Annotated in this window: 25 protein-coding genes and 1 riboswitch; of the genes, 19 read left to right on the forward strand and 6 right to left on the reverse strand. The window is 74.8% G+C overall.

The features are described 5' to 3' along the window. The first annotated feature begins 148 nt into the window (after nt 1-148). From CITRIK5_RS01350 to gatB, 11 genes are all read left to right on the forward strand, one after another. Nucleotides 149-985: a biotin--[acetyl-CoA-carboxylase] ligase gene (locus CITRIK5_RS01350; protein WP_041103545.1), complete on the forward strand. Its 837-nt coding sequence runs from the start codon at nt 149-151 to the stop codon at nt 983-985. A gap of 30 nt (nt 986-1,015) precedes the next feature. Next, the gene (locus CITRIK5_RS01355; RefSeq protein ID WP_041103555.1) at nt 1,016-1,543 is read left to right on the forward strand and encodes a PH domain-containing protein; all 528 of its coding nucleotides are present in this window, start codon (nt 1,016-1,018) and stop codon (nt 1,541-1,543) included. Beyond that, complete coding sequence (locus CITRIK5_RS01360) at nt 1,540-2,679, forward strand: adenylate/guanylate cyclase domain-containing protein (RefSeq protein WP_060973731.1); 1,140 nt, start codon at nt 1,540-1,542, stop codon at nt 2,677-2,679. The genes CITRIK5_RS01355 and CITRIK5_RS01360 overlap by 4 nt, the downstream gene beginning before the upstream one ends. 11 nt (nt 2,680-2,690) lie before the next feature. After that, nucleotides 2,691-3,449, forward strand: a complete 759-nt coding sequence (locus CITRIK5_RS01365) for a PP2C family serine/threonine-protein phosphatase (protein WP_020625514.1) — start codon at nt 2,691-2,693, stop codon at nt 3,447-3,449. A 40-nt stretch (nt 3,450-3,489) separates the two neighbouring features. Next, nucleotides 3,490-5,883: an NAD-dependent DNA ligase LigA gene (gene ligA, locus CITRIK5_RS01370; RefSeq protein WP_159832919.1), complete on the forward strand. Its 2,394-nt coding sequence runs from the start codon at nt 3,490-3,492 to the stop codon at nt 5,881-5,883. Further along, complete coding sequence (locus tag CITRIK5_RS01375) at nt 5,880-6,797, forward strand: inositol monophosphatase family protein (RefSeq protein WP_020625516.1); 918 nt, start codon at nt 5,880-5,882, stop codon at nt 6,795-6,797. The genes ligA and CITRIK5_RS01375 overlap by 4 nt, the downstream gene beginning before the upstream one ends. Next, on the forward strand, nt 6,794-7,276 hold the full coding sequence (locus tag CITRIK5_RS01380) for a hypothetical protein (RefSeq protein ID WP_060973932.1): 483 nt from the start codon (nt 6,794-6,796) through the stop codon (nt 7,274-7,276). Before CITRIK5_RS01375 ends, CITRIK5_RS01380 begins: the two co-directional genes overlap by 4 nt. Next, on the forward strand, nt 7,273-7,797 hold the full coding sequence (locus CITRIK5_RS01385; protein WP_060973931.1) for a GNAT family N-acetyltransferase: 525 nt from the start codon (nt 7,273-7,275) through the stop codon (nt 7,795-7,797). Before CITRIK5_RS01380 ends, CITRIK5_RS01385 begins: the two co-directional genes overlap by 4 nt. 204 nt (nt 7,798-8,001) lie before the next feature. Continuing rightward, entirely contained in the window at nt 8,002-8,298 is a 297-nt protein-coding gene (gene gatC, locus CITRIK5_RS01390; protein ID WP_002854348.1) for an Asp-tRNA(Asn)/Glu-tRNA(Gln) amidotransferase subunit GatC, read from the forward strand. An 8-nt stretch (nt 8,299-8,306) separates the two neighbouring features. Continuing rightward, on the forward strand, nt 8,307-9,923 hold the full coding sequence (gatA, locus tag CITRIK5_RS01395; protein ID WP_179288526.1) for an Asp-tRNA(Asn)/Glu-tRNA(Gln) amidotransferase subunit GatA: 1,617 nt from the start codon (nt 8,307-8,309) through the stop codon (nt 9,921-9,923). After that, a complete protein-coding gene (gene gatB / locus CITRIK5_RS01400) occupies nt 9,920-11,425 on the forward strand; it encodes an Asp-tRNA(Asn)/Glu-tRNA(Gln) amidotransferase subunit GatB (protein ID WP_078025703.1) in 1,506 nt (501 codons plus the stop codon). Before gatA ends, gatB begins: the two co-directional genes overlap by 4 nt. 15 nt (nt 11,426-11,440) lie before the next feature. Here the strand turns inward: gatB and CITRIK5_RS01405 are convergent, their stop codons facing one another. Then, nucleotides 11,441-12,517 carry a phosphotransferase gene (locus CITRIK5_RS01405; RefSeq protein WP_095353458.1) on the reverse strand — a complete coding sequence of 359 codons (1,077 nt, stop codon included), beginning with the start codon at nt 12,515-12,517 and terminating at the stop codon, nt 11,441-11,443. A 180-nt stretch (nt 12,518-12,697) separates the two neighbouring features. On the opposite strand from CITRIK5_RS01405, the gene CITRIK5_RS01410 reads away from it, so the two are divergent. After that, complete coding sequence (locus CITRIK5_RS01410) at nt 12,698-13,531, forward strand: CPBP family intramembrane glutamic endopeptidase (RefSeq protein WP_236557121.1); 834 nt, start codon at nt 12,698-12,700, stop codon at nt 13,529-13,531. Between the two features lie 18 nt (nt 13,532-13,549). Here CITRIK5_RS01410 and CITRIK5_RS01415 read toward each other — a convergent pair whose 3' ends face one another. Beyond that, the gene (locus CITRIK5_RS01415; RefSeq protein ID WP_078025700.1) at nt 13,550-14,185 is read right to left on the reverse strand and encodes a VOC family protein; all 636 of its coding nucleotides are present in this window, start codon (nt 14,183-14,185) and stop codon (nt 13,550-13,552) included. Nucleotides 14,186-14,362: 177 nt separating this feature from the next. Next, a riboswitch (SAM riboswitch) is annotated at nt 14,363-14,478 on the forward strand. 130 nt (nt 14,479-14,608) lie between these two features. On the opposite strand from CITRIK5_RS01415, the gene CITRIK5_RS01420 reads away from it, so the two are divergent. Together CITRIK5_RS01420 and CITRIK5_RS01425 are read left to right on the forward strand one after the other, a co-directional pair. After that, the gene (locus CITRIK5_RS01420; RefSeq protein WP_095353460.1) at nt 14,609-15,976 is read left to right on the forward strand and encodes a bifunctional o-acetylhomoserine/o-acetylserine sulfhydrylase; all 1,368 of its coding nucleotides are present in this window, start codon (nt 14,609-14,611) and stop codon (nt 15,974-15,976) included. Next, complete coding sequence (locus tag CITRIK5_RS01425; protein WP_010079225.1) at nt 15,973-17,103, forward strand: homoserine O-acetyltransferase; 1,131 nt, start codon at nt 15,973-15,975, stop codon at nt 17,101-17,103. The genes CITRIK5_RS01420 and CITRIK5_RS01425 overlap by 4 nt, the downstream gene beginning before the upstream one ends. A 75-nt stretch (nt 17,104-17,178) precedes the next feature. Here the strand turns inward: CITRIK5_RS01425 and CITRIK5_RS01430 are convergent, their stop codons facing one another. After that, the gene (locus tag CITRIK5_RS01430) at nt 17,179-18,072 is read right to left on the reverse strand and encodes an SGNH/GDSL hydrolase family protein (protein ID WP_036317586.1); all 894 of its coding nucleotides are present in this window, start codon (nt 18,070-18,072) and stop codon (nt 17,179-17,181) included. Nucleotides 18,073-18,152: 80 nt separating this feature from the next. On the opposite strand from CITRIK5_RS01430, the gene CITRIK5_RS01435 reads away from it, so the two are divergent. Then, nucleotides 18,153-18,845 carry an alpha/beta hydrolase gene (locus tag CITRIK5_RS01435; RefSeq protein WP_134377310.1) on the forward strand — a complete coding sequence of 231 codons (693 nt, stop codon included), beginning with the start codon at nt 18,153-18,155 and terminating at the stop codon, nt 18,843-18,845. Between the two features lie 52 nt (nt 18,846-18,897). On the opposite strand, the gene CITRIK5_RS01440 is transcribed toward CITRIK5_RS01435, so the two are convergent. Next, nucleotides 18,898-19,140, reverse strand: coding sequence for an RNA-binding S4 domain-containing protein (locus tag CITRIK5_RS01440; protein WP_036317588.1), 243 nt, complete (start codon nt 19,138-19,140; stop codon nt 18,898-18,900). 141 nt (nt 19,141-19,281) lie between these two features. On the opposite strand from CITRIK5_RS01440, the gene CITRIK5_RS01445 reads away from it, so the two are divergent. From CITRIK5_RS01445 to CITRIK5_RS01455, 3 genes are read left to right on the forward strand one after another with little or no spacing between them, the layout of a single operon-like run. Continuing rightward, entirely contained in the window at nt 19,282-20,664 is a 1,383-nt protein-coding gene (locus tag CITRIK5_RS01445; protein WP_044659691.1) for a glycine--tRNA ligase, read from the forward strand. Beyond that, on the forward strand, nt 20,661-21,797 hold the full coding sequence (locus CITRIK5_RS01450) for a GNAT family N-acetyltransferase (protein ID WP_036317592.1): 1,137 nt from the start codon (nt 20,661-20,663) through the stop codon (nt 21,795-21,797). Before CITRIK5_RS01445 ends, CITRIK5_RS01450 begins: the two co-directional genes overlap by 4 nt. Then, nucleotides 21,794-22,429 (forward strand): cation transporter, encoded by a 636-nt coding sequence (locus CITRIK5_RS01455; RefSeq protein WP_041103529.1) that lies wholly within the window; start codon nt 21,794-21,796, stop codon nt 22,427-22,429. The genes CITRIK5_RS01450 and CITRIK5_RS01455 overlap by 4 nt, the downstream gene beginning before the upstream one ends. Nucleotides 22,430-22,436: 7 nt before the next feature. On the opposite strand, the gene CITRIK5_RS01460 is transcribed toward CITRIK5_RS01455, so the two are convergent. Beyond that, entirely contained in the window at nt 22,437-23,750 is a 1,314-nt protein-coding gene (locus CITRIK5_RS01460; RefSeq protein WP_095353461.1) for an MFS transporter, read from the reverse strand. Next, nucleotides 23,747-24,769 (reverse strand): LLM class flavin-dependent oxidoreductase, encoded by a 1,023-nt coding sequence (locus tag CITRIK5_RS01465; protein WP_020628395.1) that lies wholly within the window; start codon nt 24,767-24,769, stop codon nt 23,747-23,749. The genes CITRIK5_RS01460 and CITRIK5_RS01465 overlap by 4 nt, the downstream gene beginning before the upstream one ends. A gap of 139 nt (nt 24,770-24,908) precedes the next feature. Between CITRIK5_RS01465 and CITRIK5_RS01470 the strand changes: the two genes are divergently transcribed. Beyond that, nucleotides 24,909-25,325: an ankyrin repeat domain-containing protein gene (locus CITRIK5_RS01470; protein WP_002856236.1), complete on the forward strand. Its 417-nt coding sequence runs from the start codon at nt 24,909-24,911 to the stop codon at nt 25,323-25,325. Nucleotides 25,326-25,426 lie beyond the last annotated feature (101 nt).

Genomic DNA, 25,426 nt, shown 5'->3' on the forward strand with positions numbered 1-25,426 from the left:
CGGCCAGTCTACGGGCCGCCGCGGACGCCCTCGGTTGGAGGAAGCCCACAAACGACGAGGACGTCGGCCCGGGCCGCCCCTCCGCGCGCCCCGGGAGCGGATCGGCCCGCCCAGCCCGCCCCCGGGAACGCCGTGTATATCTAGGGGCATGCACCCCGACGACGCCCCCACACCGGATCTGACCTGGCTGGACTCCGCCGGCTCCACGCAGGATGAGCTCCTCGCACGGCTGGACCGCGAGGGACACCGGCACGGTGCGGCCGTGGCCACCGCGGACCAGCGGGCCGGCCGGGGACGGCACTCCCGGGTGTGGAGCGCCGCGCCGGGTGCGGCGCTCGCCCTGTCCGTGTACCTGCGTCCCGAGTCCGGCGGGGTGCCGGTCTCCCCGGCCCATCTGAGCTGGCTCTCGCTCGTCGCCTCCGCCACGGTCGCCGAGCGCCTCGCGGCCCGGGGCGTCCTGACGCACGTGAAGTGGCCGAACGACGTGCTCGCCACCGACGGGCGCAAGCTGTGCGGCGTGCTGGCCACGGTGGCGCTGTCCTCGGACGGCAAGGGGCCCGGCGTCGTCGTCGGGATGGGCGTGAACCTGGACCACCGCGGGGCCGCCCCGGTGGACACCGCCTCGGACCTGGCGGAGTGGATCGGCGCGGACGCCGTGCCCGCGCCCCGGGACCTCGCGGTCGAGCTGCGTGACGCCGTCGTGGCGGCCGTGGACCGCTTCGCGGCGGGCGTGGCGGGGCAGACGGCGGCCGTGGACGGGCGTCACCCGGCCGTGGCGGCCGTGGCGGACCGGCTCTCCACGCTGGGCCGCGCGGTGCGCGCCGAGCTGCCCGGCGGCGGCGTGCTGGAGGGCACGGCCGTGGGCCTCGGCCCCGGCGGCACCCTGCGCGTGAAGCACGTCACACCGGACCGTGGCACAATCGAGACCGAGGTCAGTGCGGGGGACGTGGCCCACCTGCGCGGAGACGTCCATCGCGGCGCATGACACACCCGTCCCGGTCAGGAGGTGACCGCCGTGCGACTCGAGCCCGGTGAGCAGGTGATGGTGCGCACCCGCACCCACCCGCGCGCGCTGCTGCGCCCGGCCGCGGTCCTCGTGGCCGTCGCGTTCCTGCTCGGCCTGGCCGTCGGCGTGCTCGCACGCCCCGACCTGCCCGGGATCGTCGCCGCGAACCGCGCCGTGCTCGAGGCGGCCGCGTGGGTGGTCGCGGCGCTCGTCCTGCTCCCCGGCACCATCCGCCCGCTGTGGCGCTGGGTCTTCCGGCGCACCGTGCTCACCGACCGCCGCATCCTCCAGGGCGCCGGCGTCGGCGGCTCCGGGGCCGCCATGCCGCTCGTGTCCATCGCCGACGTGCAGCGGCGCCGCCGCGGCTCGGGTGCCGGAGACCTGCACATCCTCTTCCAGGAGCCCGCCCGCCAGGTCCACTGGCGGCTGCGCGACGTCCCCGAGGCCGCGCGCTTCGAGGAGGCCCTGGCCCACCTCACCCGCCAGGCCCGCACCGCAACCTGGCCCGCCCCCGTCCCGACAGGAGACCTCCGATGAGCCGTCCGGAGACACCGGACACCGCACCGCTGCCGATCGTCCCGTCGGCTGAGGACGAGACCGCCCGCGACGTCGAGGAGCGCTCCGCCCAGCCCGCCGGCTGGACGAGCGCGATGCGCACGCTCGACGCCGGCCTGGTGGTGGGCCCGCGCGCCTACACCTCGCGGGAGGTGGCGCGGCGCCTCGGCGTCTCGATGGGCTCCGCCCGGAAGATCTGGCGTGCGCTGGGCTATCCGACGTCGCCGGAGGGGCACAAGGCCTTCACCGAGGCGGACATCGAGGCGTTCGAGTCCGTGCTCACGCTCGTGCGCTCGGGGACGCTGAACGAGGACACCGCCATCTCGCTGGCCCGGTCGATCGGGCAGATGACGGACCGCATGGTGGTGTGGCAGATCGAGGCGCTCGTGGAGGACAAGATCGCCTCCGAGGACCTGACGGACCCGGAGGCGCGGCGGGCCGTCGTCGACATGCTCCCGGACATGGTCGGACCGCTCGAGAAGGCCATGCGGATCGTCTACCGGCGCCAGCTCAACCGCGCCGTCCAGCGCCTGACCGTGCGCGTGGAGGCCGGGCTGGCGGCCAGCGCCCAGGGCCGCGACGGCTCCGAGTCGGATGCGCCGCTGCCGCTGGCCCGCGCCGTCGGCTTCGCGGACATGGTCTCCTACACGACGCTCTCCCGGACCATGGACGACCGGACGCTGGCCCGCATGGTGCTGCGCTTCGAGTCCCTCGCCGCGGAGACCATCTCGGCCGGCGGCGGCTGGCTCGTGAAGACCATCGGCGACGAGGTCATGTTCAACGCCGAGACCCCCGAGGCCGGCGCCGCGATCGCGCTCTCCCTGGCCGAGACCATCGCCGCGGACGAGGAGCTGCCCTCGGCGCGCGTCGCCCTGACATGGGGACGGGTGCTCTCCCGCATGGGGGACATCTACGGGCCCACCGTGAACCTCGCCGCGCGGCTGACGTCCCTGGCCGATCCGGGTACCGTGCTCGTGGACGCCATGACCGCTGCGGCCCTGTCCCGGGACGAGCGCTTCGTGCTCGTCCCGCAGCCGCCCAGGATCGTCCGCGGGTTCGGAGAGGTCCGCCCCTCCCTGCTCTTGGACGGGTCGGCCCAGACCCTGCTCGCCGACTGATCGAGGACCCCGTGGACCCCCGCCCCGAGACCCCGTCCGCGCCGCGGCCCCAGGCCGCGGGCGCCACCCACGTGGGCGCCGTCCGCGACCTGAACGAGGACGCGTGGACCCTCGTCGGGGAGCCGCTGGTGCTCGCCGCCGTGGCCGACGGCATGGGCGGGCACGAGGCCGGCGAGGTGGCCTCGGCCGCCGCGATCGAGACCCTGCGCCGCCGCGCCCCCGAGGTGCTCGCCCCGGGCACGGCCCACACGCCCCAGGAGCTCGGCCACCTGATCCACGAGGCGGACGCCGCCGTCGTCGAGGCCGGGCTGGGGCGCTCCGGCACCACCCTGACCGTCCTGGCCTGCCTGGACACGGAGCGCGGCCGCTGGGCCGTGGCGAACGTCGGCGACTCCCGGGTGTACCTGCGGCCCGTCGGCTCGCCGGTGCTCCAGCAGCTCACGGTGGACCACTCGGCGGTGCAGATGCTCGTCGACGCGGGGGAGCTCACCCCCGCCGAAGCCCGCGTCCACCCGCGCCGCAACGTCATCACCCGCGCGCTCGGCTCGCGCGAGGCGCTCACGGTGGACGTGGCCGAGGTCCCCCTCGCCTCCGGGGACCTCGTCCTGCTGTGCAGCGACGGCCTGACCGGCGAGCTGCTGGACGAGGAGATCCGCGCGCTGATCGACGACGCCGACACCCTCGAGGACGCCCTCGAGAAGCTCATCGGCGCCGCCCTGTGGCGCGGCGGCCGGGACAACATCACGGCGGTGCTCGTGCGCATCCCCTGACCCGGGTGCGCCGTCCGGGACGCCGACTACGCTGGGCCGGGTGAGCACCCCCAAGGAATCCGCCGCCCAGCCCGATCCGCAGGACATCCCCGCCGCGGACCTGCGGGAGGAGTACGAGGACCTCGTGGAGCGGGTCCGCGCCGCCCGGACCGCCTACTACCAGCGGGACGCCCCGGAGATCTCGGACGCCGAGTACGACGCGCTGTACCGCCGCCTCGAGGACCTCGAGGCCCTGCACCCCGAGCTCGTGGCCAACGACTCGCCCACCCAGGAGGTCGGCGGCGAGGTCTCGGAGGCGTTCGCCCCCGTCCGGCACGGGGCCCGCATGTACTCGCTCGAGGACCTGTTCTCCGTCGAGGAGCTCGAGGTCTGGTTCCGCCGCGCGGCGCAGGCCCTGACGCAGGTGCGACCGGGCGTGGCGCCCCGCTGGCTCGTGGAGGTGAAGATCGACGGGCTCGCCGTCGCCCTGCGCTACCGGGACGGGCGGCTCGTGCAGGCCGCCACCCGCGGCGACGGCGTCACGGGCGAGGACGTCACCGCCAACGTGCGCACCATCGGGGACATCCCGCACGAGCTCTCCGGCGAGGGCTGGCCCGCCGAGTTCGAGGTGCGCGGCGAGGTGTTCATGTCCTCCGCCGCCTTCGCCGAGCTCAACGCGCGTCGTGCCGAGGAGGGTCAGACGCCGTTCGCGAACCCGCGCAACGCCGCCGCCGGCGCCCTGCGTCAGAAGGACCCGGCCGTCACCGCGCAGCGCCCGCTGGCCATGTTCGTGCACGGCATCGGCTCGGTCGAGGCGTTCGGACTGGAGTCCCAGCACGAGGTGTACGACGCGCTCGCGGGCTGGGGCCTGCCCGTGAGCCCCTACACCCGCGTGGTGGAGGGTGCGGACGAGGAGGCGTTGGCCGCCGTCGTCGCGGTGATCGAGGAGTACGGCCGGCGCCGGCACGAGCTGATCCACGAGATCGACGGCATCGTGGTGAAGGCGGACGCGTTCGCGGACCAGCGCTACCTCGGCCACACCTCCCGCGTGCCCCGCTGGGCGGCGGCGTACAAGTACCCGCCGGAGGAGGTGCACACGCTGCTGCGGGACATCGCGGTCTCGGTGGGCCGCACCGGTCGGGTGACCCCGTTCGCGGTGTTGGAGCCGGTCACCGTGGCCGGGTCCACCGTCTCTCTGGCCACCCTGCACAACCAGGACGTGGTCAAGGCCAAGGGCGTGCTGATCGGGGACACCGTGGTGGTGCGCAAGGCCGGGGACGTGATCCCCGAGGTCGTGGGCCCCGTGCTGCCGCTGCGCGAGAAGGCGATCGAGGCGGGCCGGGAGCTGCGCGAGTTCGTCATGCCCGCGCACTGCCCCTCGTGCGGCACGCCGCTGGCCCCGGCCAAGGAGGGGGACGTGGACCTGCGCTGCCCCAACGCCCGCTCCTGCCCGGCCCAGCTGGCCGGCCGCGTCGAGCACCTGGCCAGCCGCGGCGCCTTCGACGTGGAGGCGCTCGGCGAGGAGGCCGCCCGCTGGCTCGTCCAGGGCCCCGGCGAGGACCCGGCCGAGCACGAGGGGCAGGTGCGCCCCGAGGGTCCCGGCCCCATCACGGCGGAGGCGCAGATCTTCGACCTCGCCTCCGGCACGCCGGAGGAGATCACGGGCCCCCGCGGCGAGGACGGGCTGACGGACCTGCAGCGCTCCCTCGGCGAGGTCCGCGTGTGGCGCGAGGGCCGTACGAAGGTGGACGGCCGCATGGTGCCCTCGGGCGTGTTCACGCTCAAGCCGTACTTCTTCACCGCCGGCACCGCGAAGAAGCCGTCCGCGCCCACGGCCAACACGCTCCGCCTGTTCGACGAGCTCGAGAAGGCCAAGTCCCAGCCGCTGTGGCGCACCCTCGTGGCGCTGTCCATCCGGCACGTGGGCCCGACGGCGGCCCGCTCGCTGGCCACGGCGTTCGGCTCGATGGCGGCGCTGCGCGCGGCGGCCGAGGCCGGCGACCGGGACCGGCTGGCCGAGATCGACGGCGTCGGTCCGATCATCGCGGACGCGCTCATCGAGTGGTTCGCCGAGGACTGGCACCGGGAGATCGTGGACCGCTGGGCCGCGGCGGGTGTGGCCATGGAGGACGAGCAGGACGAGTCCACCCCGCGCACGATCGAGGGCCTGACCGTGGTGGTCACCGGCTCGCTCGAGGGCTTCTCCCGCGACTCCGCGAAGGAGGCGATCCTCGTGCGCGGCGGCAGGGCCTCCGGGTCCGTGTCCAAGAAGACCGACTTCCTGGTGGCCGGCGAGGCCGCCGGCTCCAAGCTGGACAAGGCGCAGTCCCTCGGCGTGCCCGTGCTGGACGAGGCCGGGTTCACGGCGCTGCTGGCCGGTGGCCCGGACGCCGTGCGCCCGGCGGGCACGGACGACGCCACCGACGACGCCGCAGAGGGGGAGGCCTCGGCATGAGCGCGCGCACCACGGTCCCGGGCCTGCTCGTGGTCGCCAAGGCCGCCGCGCGCGCCGGCGCGGACGTCCTGGCCCGGCGCTGGACCGGTCACCACCCGGCCGTCCCGCTGGGCATCGAGGAGATCGGCGCGCAGACGAAGTCCTCCGGCTCCGACTGGGTCACCGACTACGACCGCCGCGCCGAGCAGGCCGTCCGGGAGGTCGTCGCCGGCTACCGCCCCTCGGACGAGATCACCGGCGAGGAGTACGGCGCCACCCGTCCGGCCGAGCCGTCCGGGTACCGCTGGTCCATCGACCCGCTGGATGGCACCACGAACTTCGTGCGCGGGCTTCCGCAGTTCTGCACCTCGGTGGCCGTCACCGGCCCGGTGGACGCCGAGACCGCCGACCTGCTGGGGGTGGCCGAGGGCACCGAACGCTGGCTGGCCGGCGTCGTGGCGGCGCCCGCGCTGGGGCGCACCTGGTACGCGAGCGCGGGCCGGGGCGCCTTCAGCACCGCGGACGCGACGACGGCGGGCGTGGACCTGCCCGACCGCGATGCCGCCCCCGTGCGGCTCACCGGTCCCCTGCCCGGACGCTCGGGGCGACTGCTCGCCACCGGCTTCGGCTACGACCCCGCCCGCCGGGCCCTGCAGGTGCGGGCGCTCGCGGCCCTGCTGCCCGCGTTCGGGGACGTGCGACGGATCGGCTCGGCGGCGCTGGACCTGTGCATGGTCGCCGACGGCACCCTGGACGCGTACGCCGAGTTCGGCACGCAGGAGTACGACTGGGCCGCCGGCGCGTTGGTGGCGGAGGAGGCCGGCGTCGCGGTGACGCGGCCCGCCTCGGCGGACGGCACGGCACATCCTGACTGGATGGTGGCCGGCGACGTGGACGGGTCCGCCCTGGCCGCCGTGACGGGGGAGAGGGCATGAGGCGGATCGTCGGAGACCCGTGGTTCTACCCGGTCCTGTTCGTGGCCGGCGGACTGACGTTCATGATCGCGGGGACGCGCCTGCAGCAGGTCGGCATGATCGTGGCCGGGCTCGTCCTGGCCGGCTACGCGGTCACGTACCGGTGGGCGGTCCGGGTCCGCTCGCGGCCGTTCGCCGGCGCGCAGGCGCACGTCGAGCGCGGCGGCGTCGTCGTGTTCTGGCGGCCGGGCTGTTCGTTCACGAGGCGGCTGGTCACGGAACTGACGGCGCAGGAGCGGGAGCGCGCCTACTGGGTGAACATCTGGCAGGAGCCGGCGGCCGCGACGTTCCTCGCGGGGCTGCACGAGGCGCGCGACGGCCACCCCCACCAGGCCGTGCCCACCGCCTGGCTGCGCCGGCGCGACTACGTCGTGGCCACGGACGCGACCCGCGCCCGCCTGAAGGACACGCTGCGCCAGCACGCCGGAGGCGACGCATGAGCGCCCTCGTCCGCCCGCTGCGCCCCGAGGACCACGAGGCGGTCGCCGAGCTCACCCTGGCGTCCTATGTCGACGGCGGCCACATCGCCCCCGACGACGCCTACGTGAAGACCCTCATGGACGTGGCCGACCGGGCCGGCCGCGCGGAGGTGCTCGTGGCCGAGGTCGACGGCGAGGTGGCCGGGTCAGTGGTGCTCACCCCGCCCGGCTCGCCCCTGGCCGAGACCTCCGGCGACGGGGAGTACGAGTTCCGCATGCTCGCCGTGCACCCGCGGTTCCACCGCCGCGGGGTGGGCGGCGCCCTGCTGGCCGAGATCGTGGCGCGGGCCCGCGCCGAGAAGGGCGTGGACGCCGTCGTGCTGACCACCATGCCCTCCATGACCGGCGCCCACCGGATGTACGAGCGCGCCGGCTTCGTGCGCGTCCCGGAGCGGGACTGGTTCCTCGCGGACGTGGTGCCGGACCTCGACCCGGCCGACGAGACCGGCCCGTTCCTCGTCTACCGGCTCGCGCTGGACTGACCCCGGGCGGGACATCGGCACCGGGACCCCATTCGGGGCGGGAAATCCCTGTCATGCGGGCCCGGAGCGCCGCGGTGGGGTGGATCTCCCGCCTCGAAGCGGTGGCGGCGGCCGTCCAGGCCCCGGCACTAGACTCGACCCCGATGTGGCCGCCGCCGCGCCGGCGTCGTCCACCCCGCCCCGACCCGTCACACGAGGAGATCCATGCCTGAGATCACCCGGGATCAGGTGGAGCATCTGGCTCGCCTGGCCCACATCCGGATGACCGACGAGGAGCTGGACACGATGTCCGGCGACCTGGAGAAGATCCTGGAGCACGTCTCCGCGGTCCAGGCCGCCGCGGGCGACGACGTGACGCCGACGTCCCACCCCATCGCGTTGGAGAACGTGTTCCGCGAGGATGTGCCCGCCGGCATGCTCACGCAGGAGGAGGCCCTCGACCAGGCGCCGGACTCCGAGGACGGCCAGTTCAAGGTCCCCGCCATCCTGGACGGAGAGTGATCACCCCCATGACCGAGACGTTCGACGTGAACGCGACCCTCGGCGCCGACGAGCTCGTCCGGCTCACCGCGCTGCAGATGGCCGAGCGCCTGCGCGCCGGCACCACCACGTCCGTGGAGCTCGTCCAGGCCCACCTGGACCGCATCGCGGCCCACGACGGCGACGTGCGCGCCGACGCCGACGGCGACCGCGGCGTGCGCGCCTACCTCCACGTGAACACGGACGAGGCCCTCGCCGTCGCCGCCGAGGTGGACGCGATCCGCGCCGCCGGCGGCCCCGAGGCCGACGCCCTGCACCCGCTGGCCGGCGTGCCCGTGGCCGTGAAGGACAACATCGTCACCCGCGGGCAGCCGACCACGGCCGCCTCCCGCATGCTCGAGGGCTGGCTCAGCCCGTACGACGCCACGGTGGTGGCCCGCCTCCGCGAGGCCCGCCTGCCGATCCTCGGCAAGACCAACCTCGACGAGTTCGCGATGGGCGGCTCCACCGAGCACTCCGCGTTCGGCATCACCCGCAACCCGTGGGACGGGGACCGCGTGCCCGGCGGCTCGGGCGGCGGGTCGGCGGCCGCCGTGGCCGCCTTCCTGGCCCCCTTCGCCCTCGGCTCGGACACCGGCGGCTCCGTGCGTGAGCCCGCCGCGTTCACCGGCACGGTCGGCGTGAAGCCCACCTACGGCGCGGTCTCCCGCTACGGCCTCATCGCCATGGCCTCCTCGCTGGACCAGATCGGCCCCGCCGCCCGCACCGTGGCCGACGCCGCGGCGCTGCAGCAGGTCATCGCCGGCCACGACCCGCAGGACTCCACGTCCCTGGCCGAGGCGCCGGCGGACCTGACCGGCGCGGCCCGCGGCCGCGACCTGGCGGGGCTGCGCGTCGGCGTCGTGACGGACCTGCCGGCGGACGCGTTCCACCCGGGCATCCGGGCCGGCTTCGACGAGCACGTCGCGGCCCTGCGTGAGGCCGGCGCGGAGATCGTGGAGGTCTCCTGCCCCAGCTTCGACGCCGCCCTCGGGGCGTACTACCTGATCATGCCCTCGGAGGCCTCCTCCAACCTGGCCCGCTTCGACGGCGTCCGCTACGGCCACCGCGTGGTGCCCGACGGCGGCGGCACGATCGAGCAGGTCATGGGCGCCACCCGCGCCGCCGGGTTCGGCGCCGAGGTCAAGCGGCGCATCATCCTGGGCACCTATGCGCTGTCCGCCGGCTACTACGACGCCTACTACGGCTCCGCGCAGAAGGTCCGCACGCTCGTGCAGGAGGACTTCGCCCGCGCCTTCGAGCAGGTGGACGTCATCCTCACGCCCACCGCGCCGACCCCGGCGTTCGAGCTGGGCGCGAAGACGGACGACCCGATGACCATGTACGTCAACGACCTCGCAACCATCCCGGCCAACCTCGCCGGCATCCCGGGCATGTCCGTGCCGGGTGGCGTCGTCGACGGGCTGCCCTACGGCCTGCAGCTGATGGCACCGGCGCGCGAGGACGCGCGCCTGTACGAGGCCGGCGCCGCGCTCGAACGCCTCGTGGCCCAGCGCCGGGGCGGGCCGGTGTGGGCCGAGGCCCCCGAGCTGGAGAAGGGCGCGCAGCGCGCCACCACCGCGACCACGGCAGGAGGCCGGGCATGAGCCACGCAGAGCAGACCATGGACTTCGCGGAGGCGATGGAGCGCTTCGACCCCGTGCTGGGCTTCGAGGTGCACGTGGAGCTGAACACCGCCACGAAGATCTTCTCCTCGGCGCCCAACGCGTTCGGCGACGAGCCGAACACGAACGTGACCCCGCTCGACCTCGGCCTGCCGGGCACCCTGCCGGTGCTCAACCGCAAGGTCGTGGAGTACGCGATCCGCCTGGGCGTGGCCCTGGACGCGCAGGTCGCCGAGACCTGCCGGTTCGCGCGGAAGAACTACTTCTACCCGGACACGCCGAAGAACTTCCAGACCTCCCAGTACGACGAGCCGATCGTCTTCGACGGCCACCTGGACGTCGAGTTGGAGGACGGTGAGGTCTTCCGCGTGGAGATCGAGCGCGCGCACCTCGAGGACGACGCCGGCAAGCTCACCCACGTGGGCGGCTCCGGGCGGATCCAGGGCGCCTCCGCGTCCCTCGTCGACTACAACCGTGCGGGCGTGCCGCTCATCGAGATCGTCACCAAGCCGATCGTCGGCGCCGGTGCGCGGGCCCCCGAGCTGGCCCGCGCCTACGTCACCGCGATCCGGGACATCGTGCAGGCCATCGACATCTCCGACGCGCGGATGGAGCGCGGCAACGTCCGCTGCGACGCGAACGTCTCGCTGATGCCCAAGGGCGCCACCGAGTTCGGCACCCGCACCGAGACGAAGAACGTGAACTCCACGCGCGCCGTGCAGCACGCGGTCACCCACGAGATCCAGCGCCAGGCCGCGGTGCTCGCCGCGGGCGGCACCGTGACGCAGGAGACCCGCCACTGGCACGAGGACACCCGCAGCACCACCTCGGGCCGCCCGAAGTCGGACGCGGACGACTACCGGTACTTCCCCGAGCCGGACCTCGTGCCCGTGCACGTGGACGCCGCGTGGGTCGAGCGCGTGCGCGCGGCCATGCCCGAGCTGCCGGCCGTGCGGAACAAGCGGCTCAAGGCAGAGTGGGGCTTCTCGGACGAGGAGTTCCGCGACGTCGTCAACGCCGGCGTCCTGGACGAGATCGTCGCGACCGTGGAGGCCGGCGCCTCCGCGGCGGCCGCCCGCAAGTGGTGGATGGGCGAGATCGCCCGCCTGGCGAACGTCCGCGAGGTCGCCGTCGCGGAGCTGGGGATCACCCCGGCGCACGTGGTGGAGGTCGAGGAGCTGATCGCCGCGAAGACGATCAACGACAAGATCGCCAAGCAGGTGCTCGGTCTGGTGGCCGACGGCGAGGGCGCCCCGAAGGAGGTCGTCGCGGCGAAGGGCCTGGCCGTGGTGTCCGACGACGGCGCGCTCACCGAGGCCGTCGACGCCGCGATCGCCGCCAACCCGGACGTGGCCGAGAAGATCAAGGGCGGCAAGATGGCCGCCGTCGGCGCCCTGATCGGCCCGGTCATGAAGGCCACCCGCGGGCAGGCCGACGCCGGCCGCGTCCGCGAGATCGTGCTGGAGCGCCTGGGCGTGTCCTGACGTCCGTGCGGGCCCTCAGCCGTCCAGGGCGGTGAGGGCCCGCGCCACGCGGGGCAGGGTCTTGCGCAGCAGACGCCGCCAGGACCCCGCGGCCAGCCCGCCGACGATCGCGTCCCGGGCCGCCGCGTCGTCGAGCGTCTCCATGGCCATCGCCCCGAGCCACACGCGGGCCCGCCGCGCCTCGGCCGCGTCCCGGGCCAGGTCGGGCACCTTCTCCTCGCCGTGCCACAGCGCCAGGTAGGCGACGTTGAGGGCGGGGTCCCACGCGCACGCGAAGTCCCAGTCCAGCACCCCGGCCAGCGCCCAGCGCAGCGGGGCCCGCGGGTCCTCGTCCTCGGGCACGGCGCGCCAGCGCATGTTGTGCCCGGCCAGGTCGCCGTGCACGAGCGACGGCGGCACGGGCGGCGCGGCGGTCCACGCCGTCACGGCGTCCGTGACGGCGGCGACCGCGTCCGGCCACGCCTCGGCGCCCAGCCGCGCGTCGACGTCGTGCCCCTCCCACGCGCCCAGGCGCGCGGCGACCGCCCCCGGCAGCGCCGCGACGTGCCGGGCGCGCTCCGGCGTCCACGGGCCGCGGAAGGCGAACGGGCGGCCGAGGTGCGGGGCGATCCGCGGGTCGGTGACGTCCACGGCGGCGAGGTCGTCGAGGACGCCGCGCAGCACGGCCGGATCGCCCTCGTGCGGCGGGTGTGGTCCGCCCGGGAGGAAGCGCTGCAGCACCGCGGCGCCCGGGCCCGCGGGGACGGGGTCCGAGAGGGCGATCGGCACGGTCCACGGCACGCGGCGCTCGGCCAGGGCCGCGGCGAGCCCGTCGAGGAGGGCCAGGCGCCGGGGCAGGTGCGCCGCGGGGTCCCGCTCGGGCGCCCACCGCGCGGCCGGGGCGGCCCCCACCTCGTGGGCCCGCGTCATCCGGAGGACGCCGACGTCCTCGAGCACGAGCACGCGGTGGAACTGCCCGCCCTCCTCCACGGACGCCGCGGCCCAGTCGGCTGTGCGGAGCCGCCGGGCGAGGGCGGGGTCGAGGCCGGGGCGGAGGTGCTGCAGGGCGCGGTGGACCAGCTCGAGCTCGCTGGGGGCAGGCGGGGAGACCACACGACCACGCTAACGCTCCCTCCGCCCTCCCGGACTTTCGAACGTGACATCGGGGGAATGGGGACTTTCGAACGGGAGAAAGGCCCCACCTCACGTTCGAAAGCGCCCGGGGGGAGAGGGGCGGGCCGATACTGGAGGGCATGCCCGCCACCCCGCGCACGTCCCGCACCCCACCGCACCGTGCCCGCCCCGTCCGCGCGCACGGTGCGGTGGGAGATCGCGATCGTCCTCGGCCTCTCCCTGGGGAAGTCGGCGGTCTATGCGATCGTCCAGCTCATCGACAAGGCCACCCAGGCCCCGCTCGGCGAGCAGACCACCGTCCTCAACCCGGCCCTGGCCGACCGCTGGGCCTTCGACCTGACCTATCAGCTGCTCGGCATCGGGTTCGCGCTCGTGCCGGTGGCCCTCGTGCTGCACCTGATGCACCTGCGCGGCCGGAACCCGTTCCGGGTGCTCGGCCTCGACCTGCGTCGCCCCGGCCGCGACCTGGCCTGGGGCCTGGGCCTGTTCGCGGCCATCGGGCTGGGCACGCTCGGCGTCTACGCCGCCGGCCGGGCCCTGGGGATCACGACGGCGATCGTCGGCTCGGCGCTCGGGGAGAGCTGGTACCAGGTACCGGTCCTGCTGCTCTCCGCGCTGCGGCACGGACTGCTGGAGGAGGTCATCGTGGGCGCCTGGCTCGTCGACCGGCTCGGGTATCTGCAGCGGCTGCGCGCCGCGGGCCTGGCGCACGATCCGGCGCCGGCCGTGCCGTCGTCGTGGGTGAGCGCCGAAGGGCTGTACCTGCCGACCCGCGTGGCGGTCGTCGTGCTCGCCCTCGCGCTGCTGCGCGGGGCGTACCACCTGTACCAGGGGATCGGGCCGGGCGTGGGCAACGCCCTGATGGGCGTGGTGTTCGCGCTCGTGTTCCTGCGGGTGCGCCGGGTGATGCCGCTGGTCATCGCGCACACGCTGCTGGACGCCGTCGGGTTCGTCGGCTACCCGCTGCTGGCGCGGGCGGGGCTGCTCGGCTGAGCGGCCCCGCCCCCGCGCTCAGAGCGTGACCTCGCCCTTCGGGGTGCGGAAGGTGACCGAGACGATGCCCGGGGTGCCGGAGGGCGCGACGTACTCGATGTTCACGTCCTGGACCTGGCCGTCCTCGTCGTCGCCGAGCCACTCGGCGAGGCGCTCGGGGGAGCCGGCGATGTTCAGGCGCTCGATGGTGGCCTGCGGCTCGGCCGCCTGCGAGGGGTGCATGTCCTCCTGACCGTCGGCCCAGCGCAGGATGAACGGCAGCTGCGGGTCCGCGAGGGTTCCCTTGACGCCGATCTGCCGCCAGGACAGCTCCCGGCCGTCCGGGAAGCGACGGTTGCCGGGGACGGCCTCACGGCCGAGGCGGCGCTCGAACCGGCCGATGTCCGTGGTGGCCACCGCCCAGCTCATCCAGCCGCCGCCCTGCTCGGTGCGGGCGCGCACGAGCTGGCCGAACGGCGCGCTGAGGGAGGCCGGGTGGTCCAGGGCCTCGACGACCTCCAGATACTGCCTGCCCGCCATGGGGAACAGGGCGTTCTGCGTGCCGAAGCGGGGGTGGACACCGCCCTTGATCCGCTCGATGCCCAGCGTCTCGGCGATGCGGGCGACCGTGGCGTCCAGGCCCTCGGGGCCGGCGGCGTAGGACACGTGGTCCATGCGACAGGTGTGCACTGCGCTGTTCCTCTCCGTTCCCGGGCTGCCCCGGGGGTTGACCTGGTGCGAGTCGCGGGGCGTCGAGCCCTTGACGGGTCGGGCGCCCCGTGCGGAGAGCGTATCCGCGGGTGACACGCGTGACGAAATCGTGGCGGGGCGGCGGGCTACACTCGGAGGCACGGTCACGAGAGTCAGCAACAGGCCCCGGCATGCTGACCGGCAACCCTCCTTCCGCGGTGGGGTGCCCCGGGTGACGACCAGGCCGGCCCCACAACGGACGCCGGCAAGCGCGGGCCGATCCCACGGCCCCTCTCGACGGCGCCGGGTCATCTCCGGCACCTCGACGACGCCGGTCCCCGGATCGGCACGTCGGCCGGCGGGCGGGGCGGCCGGGTCCGGCCCCTGAACCCTTCAGGAGGGTCCGCCATGACCGACCAGCCCACCCCGACCCCCGACGCCTGGGGCTTCTCCACCGCGCAGGTCCACGCGGGCGTCGCCGTCGGCCAGCACGCCTTCGGTGCGACCGCCCTGCCGATCTTCCAGACCACCTCGTACGACTTCCCGTCCGCCCAGGTGGCCGCGGACCGGTTCGCGCTCAAGGACCTCGACCCGCTCTACACCCGCATCGGCAACCCGACGCAGGGCCCGGTGGAGGAGAAGATCGCCGCGCTCGAGGGCGGTGTGGGCGCGCTGCTGCTGGCCTCCGGTCAGGCGGCGACGACGTTCGCGATCCTCAACCTCGCCGGCGCCGGCGACCACGTGGTCGCCTCGGCCAGCCTCTACGGCGGCACGCAGAACCTGTTCAAGCACACCCTCGCCAAGGTCGGCGTCGAGACGACGTTCGTGGCCGACCCGGACGACCTCGAGTCCTGGCGCGCCGCCGTCCGGCCGAACACCAAGGCGTTCTTCGGCGAGACCCTCGGCAACCCGCGCGGCGACGTCCTGGACGTGCGCGCCGTCGCCGACGCCGCCCACGAGGCCGGCGTGCCGCTGATCGTGGACAACACGCTGGCCACCCCGTACCTGCTGCGGCCGATCGAGCACGGCGCCGACGTCGTCACCCACTCCGCCACGAAGTACCTCGGCGGGCACGCCGCGGCCATCGCGGGCGTGATCGTCGACGCCGGCACGTTCGACTACGCGCAGCACGCCGAGCGCTTCCCCGGCTTCAACGAGCCGGACGAGTCCTACCACGGCCTCGTCTACGCGCGGGACCTCGGGGTGGGCTCGCCGCTCGGCGCCAACCTGGCCTTCATCCTGAAGGCGCGCGTGCAGCTGCTGCGCGACTACGGCTCGGCCATCTCCCCGTTCAACGCCTTCCTGGTGAACCTCGGCCTGGAGACCCTGTCCCTGCGCATGGAGCGGCAGGTGGCCAACGCGGCCGCGGTGGCGGGCTGGCTGGAGGGTCGCGACGACGTCGAGCACGTGGTCTACGCCGGCCTGGAGTCCAGCCCGTGGCACGAGCGCGCCCAGCGCTACCTGCCGAAGGGCGCGGGCGCGTTCGTCTCCTTCGAGATCGCGGGCGGCCGCGAGGCCGGGGCCGCGTTCGTGGACGGGCTCACCCTGCACCACCACGTGGCCAACATCGGCGACGTCCGCTCGCTCGTGGTGCACCCGGCCTCGACCACCCACTCCCAGCTCACCGACGACGAGCAGCGCGCCGCCGGCGTCACCCCCGGCCTGGTGCGGCTCTCGCTCGGCGTGGAGGACATCGAGGACATCCTCGCCGACCTCGAGCGCGGCTTCGCGGCCGCCGCTCGCCGCGGCGACGACGACGCGGGGGAGCGGGCATGACCGCCGTTGCCACGCGTCCGTCGCGCACCGCGCTGCCCCGCGGCGGCCGCCACCGTCTGCGGGTCGGCGAGCTGCGCACCGAGACCGGCGGGCTGCTGCCCGACGTCGAGCTGACCTACGAGACCTGGGGCACCCTCGCCGCCGACGGCTCCAACGCCGTGCTCGTGCTGCACGCCCTCACCGGCGACGCGCACGTGGCCGCGCACGAGGAGGACCCGACGCCGGGCTGGTGGGACGCCCTCGTCGGCCCGGGCCGCGCCGTGGACACGGACCGGTGGTTCGTGGTCGCCCCCGCCATGATCGGCGGCTGCCACGGCTCCACCGGGCCCTCGACGCCGGCCCCCGACGGGCGGCCCTGGGGCTCCCGGTTCCCGTTCCTCACGCTGCGGGACGCGGTCGAGGCCGAGCGGCGCCTGGCCGACCACCTCGGGATCGGCGCCTGGCGTGCCGTGATCGGCGGATCGATGGGCGGGGCCCGCGCCCTCGAGTGGGCCGCGACCCACCCCGCGCGCGTCGCCGGGGTGGGCGTGCTGGCCGCCACCGCGGCCTCCTCCGCCGACCAGATCGCGTGGGGCCAGGCGCAGACCGCGGCCATCCGCCTCGACCCGGACTTCCAGGGCGGCGACTACTACCCCGGCCCCGGCCCCGTGGCCGGCCTGGGCATCGCCCGGCGCATCGCCCACACCACCTACCGCACGGCGGGCGAGCTCGGCCAGCGGTTCGGCCGGGAACCGCAGGGCGTCGAGGACCCGTTCGGCGCCGTCGTCGGGGTGCCGGGCGGGCGCGGGCGCTACGCCGTGGAGTCCTACCTGGACCACCAGGCGGCCAAGCTCACCGACCGGTTCGACGCGAACTCCTACCTCGTGGTCACCGAGGCCCTCATGGGCCACGACGTCGGGCGCGGGCGCGGCGGCGTGGCGGCGGCGCTCGCGGACTACCGGGGCCGGGCGTTCGTGGCCGCCGTCGACTCGGACCGGCTCTACCTGCCGGCCGAGTCCGAGGCGCTCGCGGCGGCGCTGCCCGCGCGGCCGCCGGTGCACACGATCGCCTCGCCCATCGGCCACGACGGCTTCCTCACCGAATACGGCCAGGTGGCCGACACGCTGAAGCGCACCCTCGCCCTCTGAACTTTCGTTCGGGAAACGGCGGCGTGTCGCGGCACTGTCGTTCGAGAAACGGCCACCGGTCCCCGCCGGCCGGGCTCAGGGCTCGACGATGTCCAGCGGCTCGGTGTGGTCCGAGCCCTGCGGCATCGGCGCGCCGAAGAGCGGCTCGGGGACGGGGCGCTTGGCCGTGACGCCGTCGCCCGAGGAGACGCCGCGGAGGCGGCGGACCACCCACGGCGCCAGGTGCGTGCGCACCCATGCGGCGTCCGACGCGCGGGCCGCGCGCCACGCGCGCGGCGCCGGCGGGGCCAGGCGCAGGTGCTCGAGGCCGTGCTCCACGCCGAGGGTGTCCAGCACCATCGCGGCGATCGTGTGGTGGCCGAGCGCGGAGAAGTGCAGGCGGTCCTCGGCCCACATCTCCCGCCGGGCGAGGTCCTTGAGTGACCACATGTCCGGCACCAGCGCGTCGTGCCGCAGGGCGATGGTGCGCACGTTCTCGTTGTAGATCGCCACGGTGCCGCGGATGCGGCCGATGACGGGCGTGCCCTTCACGTCGGTCGCGTTGAACAGCAGCACGGTGGCGCCGTCGGAGGCCAGACGCTCGACGACGGCGTCCAGCCGGACCGCGATCTCGTCCGGGTCCGCGCCGCGCAGGATGTCGTTGCCGCCCGCACACACGCTGATGAGGTCCGGCCGCAGGGCGAGCGCCGGCTCCACCTGGTCCTCGGCGATCTGGTCCAGCAGCTTCCCGCGGACCGCCAGGTTGGCGTAGGCCAGGTCCTCGCCGGGCGGCGTCAGGCGGGAGAGCTCCTCGGCCAGGCGGTCGGCCCAGCCGCGGTGGTAGCCGGGACGGTCCGGGTCCGGGTCGCCGATGCCCTCGGAGAACGAGTCCCCGATGGCGACGTAGCGGCGCCAGGGATGGGCGGCGGGGTCGTCGACCGGGGTCGCGTCGGAGGCGTGCGGAGGCTGAGAGGAGGATGGGTTACCCACGGGTAGGATTCTGCCCGCGTCGCGCGGGAGGGGTCAACCTCCGGGAGGGGCCGACCGCGCCGCTCGCTAGGCTGGCGGACGTGAACGCGAACCCCACCCCCGCCGTCGAGCCCGTCGTCCGCTGGTCCCGCCCCGAGGGCGAGCGCACCGAGGACCTGCTGATCGTCCTGCACGGCTACGGCGCGAACGAGGACGACCTGTTCGGCCTCGTCCCGCACCTGCCCGAGCACGTCACGGTGGCCGCCGTGCGCGCGCCCCTGCCCCTGCAGCCGGGCTCCCACGCCTGGTTCCCGCTCTCCCAAGACCCGGTCACGGGGGAGCTGGGCTCCACCGCCGAGCCGGTCCGCGAGGCCGTCAAGGCCCTGCACGCCTGGGTGCAGGCCGTGCGCGGGGACTTCCGCACCGTCTCCCTGCTCGGCTTCTCACAGGGCATGGCCATGGCCACGTCGCTGCTGCGCCTGGACCCGGAGGCCTACGCGTGCACCGTGGCGCTGTCCGGCTTCGTGGTGGACCCGCAGCTCGCGGAGCCGCAGCTGCGTGAGCTGTTCACCCGCGACGACGACGTCGCCCGCGTCCGACCGAAGGTCTTCTGGGGCCGCGGCCAGGAGGACCCGATCATCTCCGAGCCCCGGGTCGAGGAGACCCATGCCTGGCTGAACGCCCACGTGGACCTCATGAAGATCGTCTACGCCGGGCTCGGCCACGCGATCAACGAGCAGGAGCTGGGCCACGTGAAGGAGTACCTCGCCCACATGGTGCCGCCCCGCGGCTGACGCACCGGACACGCTCGACGACGGCGCCGCGGCCGCCCGACGGGGCGTCGGCTCAGGCCTGCCCGGCCTGGACGACGAACGCCTCGCCGGCGAACTCGACGACGTCCCCGTCGTGCAGCTGGGCGCCGCGGCGCGTCTCCACCGCGCCGTTGACGGTGACGAGCCCGTCGGTGACGACGTCGCGGGCCATGGCCCCGTCCTCCACGAGGGAGGCGAGCTTGAGCGCCTGGCCGAGGCGGATGGACTCGTCACGGATGGGCAGGGGCTGGGCGTCGGGTGCGTTCGTCTCGGTCATGGTGTCCATCATGGCCGGTAGGCTGGACGGGATCGACCGGCGCGCCGCGCCGGAACGGGCCCGCCGCGTCGGAGGCGGCCGGGTGCCGTCGTCGTCGTGATCCCCTCCCGCCCCGCCGATGAGTACGGAAGTGATGCCCCCATGGCTGCCAAGTCCCCGCTGGACAACGTCATCAACCTCGCCAAGCGCCGAGGCTTCGTGTTCCAGGCCGGTGAGATCTACGGCGGTTCGCGCTCCGCGTGGGACTACGGGCCCCTGGGTGTGGAGCTGAAGGAGAACATCAAGGCCGAGTGGTGGAAGACCTTCGTGCGCTCCCGTGAGGACATGGTGGGCCTGGACTCCTCCATCATCCTGCCGCGCGCGGTGTGGGAGGCCTCCGGCCACGTCGAGACCTTCACCGACCCGCTCGTGGAGTGCACCCAGTGCCACAGGCGCCACCGCCAGGACCACCTGCTCGAGGCGTTCGAGGCCAAGAAGGGCCGGCCGGCCGAGGGCATGGCCGAGATCGTGTGCCCGGACTGCGGCACCCAGGGCGCCTGGACCGAACCGCAGCTGTTCTCGGGCCTGGTCAAGACCTACCTCGGCCCCGTGGACAACGAGGAGGGCCTGCACTACATGCGCCCGGAGACGGCGCAGGGCATCTTCGTGAACTTCCTCAACGTTCTGGGCGCGGCCCGGAAGAAGCCGCCGTTCGGCATCGGCCAGATCGGCAAGGCGTTCCGCAACGAGATCACCCCGGGCAACTTCATCTTCCGCACCCGTGAGTTCGAGCAGATGGAGATCGAGTACTTCGTGCCGCCGGCCGAGGCGGGCCAGCACTTCGACCGCTGGGTCGAGGACTGCTGGGACTGGTTCATCGACCTCGGCATCGACCCCGCGCACCTGCGCAAGTTCGACGTCCCCGCGGACGAGCGGGCGCACTACTCGGACGCCACGATCGACCTCGAGTACGACTTCGGCTTCACCGGCGGCGACGGCTGGGGCGAGCTGATGGGCATCGCGAACCGCACCGACTACGACCTGGGCCGGCACACCGAGCACTCGGGCACCAAGATGCAGTACTTCGACCAGGCCAACAACGAGCACTACACCCCGTACGTGATCGAGCCGTCCTTCGGCCTGACCCGCGCCATGATGGCGTTCCTCGTGGACGCCTATGCCGAGGACGAGGCCCCGAACGCCAAGGGCGGGGTGGACGTGCGCACCGTGCTCAAGCTGGACCCGCGCCTGGCCCCGGTCAAGGCCGCCGTGCTCCCGCTGTCCAAGAAGCCCGAGCTGCAGCCGGCCACCCAGTCCCTCGCCGCGGAGCTGCGCGGCCTGTGGAACATCGAGACGGACGACTCCGGCGCGATCGGCCGTCGCTACCGCCGCCAGGACGAGATCGGCACCCCGTTCTGCATCACCGTGGACTTCGACACCCTCGAGGACCAGGCCGTGACCATCCGCGAGCGGGACACCATGGCCCAGGAGCGCGTGGCGCTGTCCCAGGTGAAGTCCTACCTGCTGGAGCGCCTGGTCAAGTGAGCGGGGACGTGACGGGAGCGGCCGGGGCCGCGGGACACGACGACGGCGGCGCGCTGTTCGACTCCGCCGCGGTCGCCGGCGGGGAGATCGTGCTGCGTCCCTGGCGGCCCGGGGACGACCTGGCCCTGCTCGAGGTGTGGGGTGACCCGGCCAACGCGCAGCAGCACCAGGACCGGGCGATGCTCGCCGAGGACGCGGAACGGCCCTGGCGCCGCGCGCTCGTGGCCGAGGCCGCCGGGGTGCCGGTGGCGGCCGGCGTCGTCTATGCCTCGTCCGTGCACCCGCGGCGGCTGTGGCTGTACGTCGAGACCGCGGCTGCCGAGCGGCGCCGGGGCATCGGCCGGGCGCTCGTGGCGGCCCTGCGGGGGCTCGCCGCGGAGGCGCACGCCGCCGGCGCCATCCCGACGACGGCTCTGAAGGCTCGGTTCGCCAAGGACGCCCTGGTGCCCGGAGTGGCCGGCGCCGACCCGCAGACCGAGGCCGACGGTGCGACGGGCCGCCCGCCCGTGGACACGGAGGCCGTGCGGTCCCAGACCGCCGCACTGGCCGCCGGCACCGAGGCGTTCCTCGTGGCCCAGGGCTTCACCCCCGTGCAGCGCTCCCGCCGCGTCGCGATCGCCCCGGGGGCCATCGGCCTGCCGGATGTGCGCGGGGAGGAGCACCCGGACGGCGTGGTCCTCGAGGAGGCCTCGACCGGCTCCGTCGAGCTGACGCAGGCGGTCGCCGCGTTCTATGACGCCGTGCACGCGTGGGACCCGTCGACCCTGAGCGTCGGGGCCGCCCAGCAGCTGCTGCTGGGCCCGGCCACCGGGGCCGCGGGCGCCGTCGTGCTCCGCGACGCGCCGAAGGCCGAGGGCGGGCGCATCCGCGCGTTCGCGGTGTCCTACACCCCGGAGCGCCAGGACGCGCCGGCCGATGTGCTCGTGGGCTGGGATCCGGAGCTGGGGGAGGAGGACGCGCTGCAGGCCGTGGCCGACCTGCTCGCCCTGCTCGTGGCCCAGTACCCCGTGCAGATCGAGGTGGACGAGGCGATGGCCCCGCTGGAGCGGATCGTGGACGGGCTCATCGGCGGCAACGCGGCGCGGACGCTGGTGGACACGTACGTGTTCGTGGACGACGCGCCGGGCGCGTGAACCGGGCGGCCGTAGCGGACCGCCGGCGCACCCGCACCCTGCGGGGCACCGTCCTGGCGGTGGCCCTGCTCAACGGCGCCTACCTGGTGGTCGAGATCATCCTGGCGGTGGGGATCGGCTCGGTGGCCCTCGTGGCGGACTCCGTCGACTTCTTCGAGGACTTCGCCGTCAACCTGCTGATCTTCGTGGCGCTCGGGTGGACGGCGGCCCGGCAGGCGGTCATCGGCAAGGTCATGGCCGGGATCATCGTGCTGCCGGCCGTGGCGGCGCTCGTCATGGCGGCCACGAAGATCGGCGACCCCGAGCCGCCGGCCGCGGGCGTGCTGCTGGGGGCGGCCGTCGGCTCGCTCCTCGTGAACATCGTGTGCGTGGTCCTGCTGGCCCGCGTCCGCGTCGACGGCGGCTCCCTCACCCGGGCGGCCTGGCTCGCGGCGCGCAACGACCTCGTGGCCGGCGTCGTGCTGATCGCCCTGTCCGGGATCACGGTGCTGACGGCGTCGGGCTGGGCGGACATCATCGTGGGCGTGCTTCTCGTGCTGCTCAACGGCTCCGCCGCCAAGGAGATCTGGGAGGCCGCGACCGAGGAGCACCTGGCGGCCCAGGCCCTCGCCGGCGAGGTCGACGACGACTGAGCGGTTCCTACGGGGCGGCGGGCAGCCGGGCGGCGAGCACCGCCCCGACGGCGGCCAGGCCCAGGAACACCGTCAGCGCCGGTGCAAGACCGACGGCGCCGGCCAGCGCCCCGACCGCCGGGCTGAGCCCAACCCCGGCCAGCCGCATGCACCAGCTCGTCACCGCCAGCCCGGTCTGCGGCCGGAGCCCGGGCGCCTCGTCGCCGAGCGCATAGGCCACGGGCACCACCACGGCGCAGCCGAGCCCCGCCAGGGCCAGCCCCGCGAACGCGGCAGGCACGGCCACCGGCTCGGGCAGCGGCGCCAGGGCCAGCCCCAGCCCCACGACGACGGCGCCCAGCCCCGCCGTCAGCGCCCCGCGGCGTCCCAGGGCGGTGAGGGTTCGGTCGCCCGCGAGGCGTCCGACGAACTGCGCGCCCAGCAGCGTCGACGCGCCGAGCACCGCCGCGGCCGGATCCAGGCCGCGCTCCGTGATCAGGAACAGGGTGGCCCACGCGTTGCCGAACTCCTCCACGCCGAACCCGGCCATCGCGATCACCACGGCGGGGACGAGCACGGCCACGGCGGCGCGGCGGGGGAGGGCTTGGGCGGCCGGGGCAGGCGGCGTGGACGTCTCCGACGGTGCGGGTGACTGATCCGCGGCGCCGCGGGCGGACGCCGAGTCCACGGGAGCCTCCGCCAGGAACAGGCGCCGGACCCCCAGCAGCACCGCGACGCACACGGCGCCGTTGAGCCCCAGGTGCAGGGCCGCGGGGCCGCCCACGGTGATGACCGCCGCACCGAGCCCGGCACCGGCGGCCGCCCCGAGGCTCCAGCCGGCGTGCATGGTCGTGAGCACGGGCCGGGCCAGCCGGGCCTGCACCTGCAGGCCCTGCGCGTTCTGGGCGGTGTCCACGACGGCGTCGAGCACCCCCGAGGCCAGGACGAGGCCCGCGAAGACCCACAGCGGCCAGGCCGCGGCCGTGCCCGCACCGTGCCCGGCCCCCGCACCCGCCCCGGCGACGTCGAGGACGAGACCGGCCGCCGTCGTGAGCAGGGCGATGGCCACGCTGCCGGCGAGCATGACGCGTCGGGCGCCGAACCGGCGCAGGATCGGCGCGGGCAGGGGCCCGGCGAGCGTGCCGCCCACGGCGAGCGCGATGACGAGCAGGCCGAACGCGGCCGGGTCCAGGCCGAACGCGGCCTTGGCCTCCGGGTAGTGCGGGATGAGCGCGCCGAGCAGGGCGCCGTTCGTCGCGAAGGCGGCGGTGACGGCCCAGCGCGCGCGACGGGCTCGGGTGAACCCGTCGGCGGCCGGAACGTGCGGCGCGGCCTGGCTCATGCATCCCAGCCGAGCAGGCGCCAGACCTCCGCCCAGCCGGCGAAGATCTTCGCGTTGTACTCGACCCCGAGCTGGTTGGGGTTGGCGAACAGGACCCAGTCGGCGGCGGCGACGGCGTCGTCGGCGGCGAGCTTCTCCGCGACCTCCTCGGCGGACCCGGCATAGGTCGGGCCGGAGCGGGCGGCGCCGCCCTCGAGCATGCCGGAGGAGTCGCGCGAGGCCCGCTCCCGGCCGAAGTACAGCTCGTCCTCCCGGTCCTGGATGACGAACGCGGAGCGCGTGACCGCCGTGCGGCCCGGACCGGCGTGGCCGGCCGCGGCGAAGGCCTCCCGGTAGCGCGCGATCTGGTCGGCCTGCTGGACGTGGAAGGGGCGGCCGTCGTCCTGCAGGAGCAGGGTGGAGGAGAGCATGTTGTAGCCGTCCGTGGCGGCGCCGGCCACCGAGCCCACGGAGCCGGACCCCCACCAGATGCGGTCCGCGAGCCCGGGGGAGTGCGGCTCGATCCGCAGCGGCTGCGAGCTGTGCGCCCAGCCGGAGGTGAGGTCCGGCGTTGCGATGCCCTCGCCGCGCACGGCCGAGAGGAACCGGCGTCCGCGCTCTCGGGTCACGTCGGCCCAGGTCTGCCCCTCGTCGAGGGCGTAGCCGAACTGCGCCTGGCCGTCGAGGGCGGCCTCGGGTGAGCCGCGGGAGACGCCGAGCTCGAGCCGGCCGCCGGAGATGAGGTCCGTGGTGGCCGCGGCCTCGGCCATGTACAGGGGGTTCTCATACCGCAGGTCGATCACGCCGGTGCCGAGGCTGATCCGCTCGGTGCGGGCGGCCATCGCGGCGAGGATCGGGAACGGCGAGGAGAACATCCGCTGGAAGTGGTGGACGCGGAGCCAGGCGCCGTCGAGTCCGGCGTCCTCGGCGGCCACGGCCATGGCGACGACGTCGTCGAGGGCCTGCCGCGCGTCCGGTTCGGCGCCGGGACGGTGGATCCAGTGGCCGAAGTTGAGGAAGCCGAGGTGCTTGCGGGTCATGCCGGGTGCAACCGCGGGGCGGGCGGGGCTGTTCCCGGTGCTCGTCTGACCGCCGGCCGGCGACATCACCTGCGGGCAGACCCGCGGAGATGTCGCTGCGGAGCGGTCGATCGTCGCGGCGTCCGCCATACTGGCGGGCATGAGTGAGCAGTGGAGCGAGAAGGACATCGAGCTGGCGAACCGGCTCTTCGACATGGCGCGTGACGGGGACACGGCCCAGCTGAAGGCGTACCTGGACGCCGGGGTGAGCACGCGCCTGCGCAACCACGCGGGCGACTCCTTCCTCACGCTCGCCGCCTATCACGAGCACCCGGACACGGTGGCGATGCTGATCGAGGCCGGCGCCGAGATCGAGCACGCCAACGATCGCGGCCAGCGCGCCCTGACCTGCGCCACGTTCAAACGGGATGTCGCCTCGATGCGGCATCTGCTCGCGGCCGGTGCGGACCCGGACGCGGGCACCCCCTCGGCGCGTCAGACCGCTCAGATGTTCGCCGGTGCTGACCTGCTGGCGGTGCTCGACGGCGGGGACGCGGCGCCGGCGTCGGAGGCCTGACCCGCCGGGAGGACGGTCTGCCCGTCCCGGCGGGGTGCCTCTGCGATCGCCTCCCAGCGGGCCTCGTCGTGGGGCACGGTGACGCGGGTGCCGGGCGGAAT

Source organism: Micrococcus sp. 116 (assembly GCF_902506395.1).
GTDB classification, from domain to species: Bacteria; Actinomycetota; Actinomycetes; order Actinomycetales; family Micrococcaceae; genus Micrococcus; species Micrococcus luteus.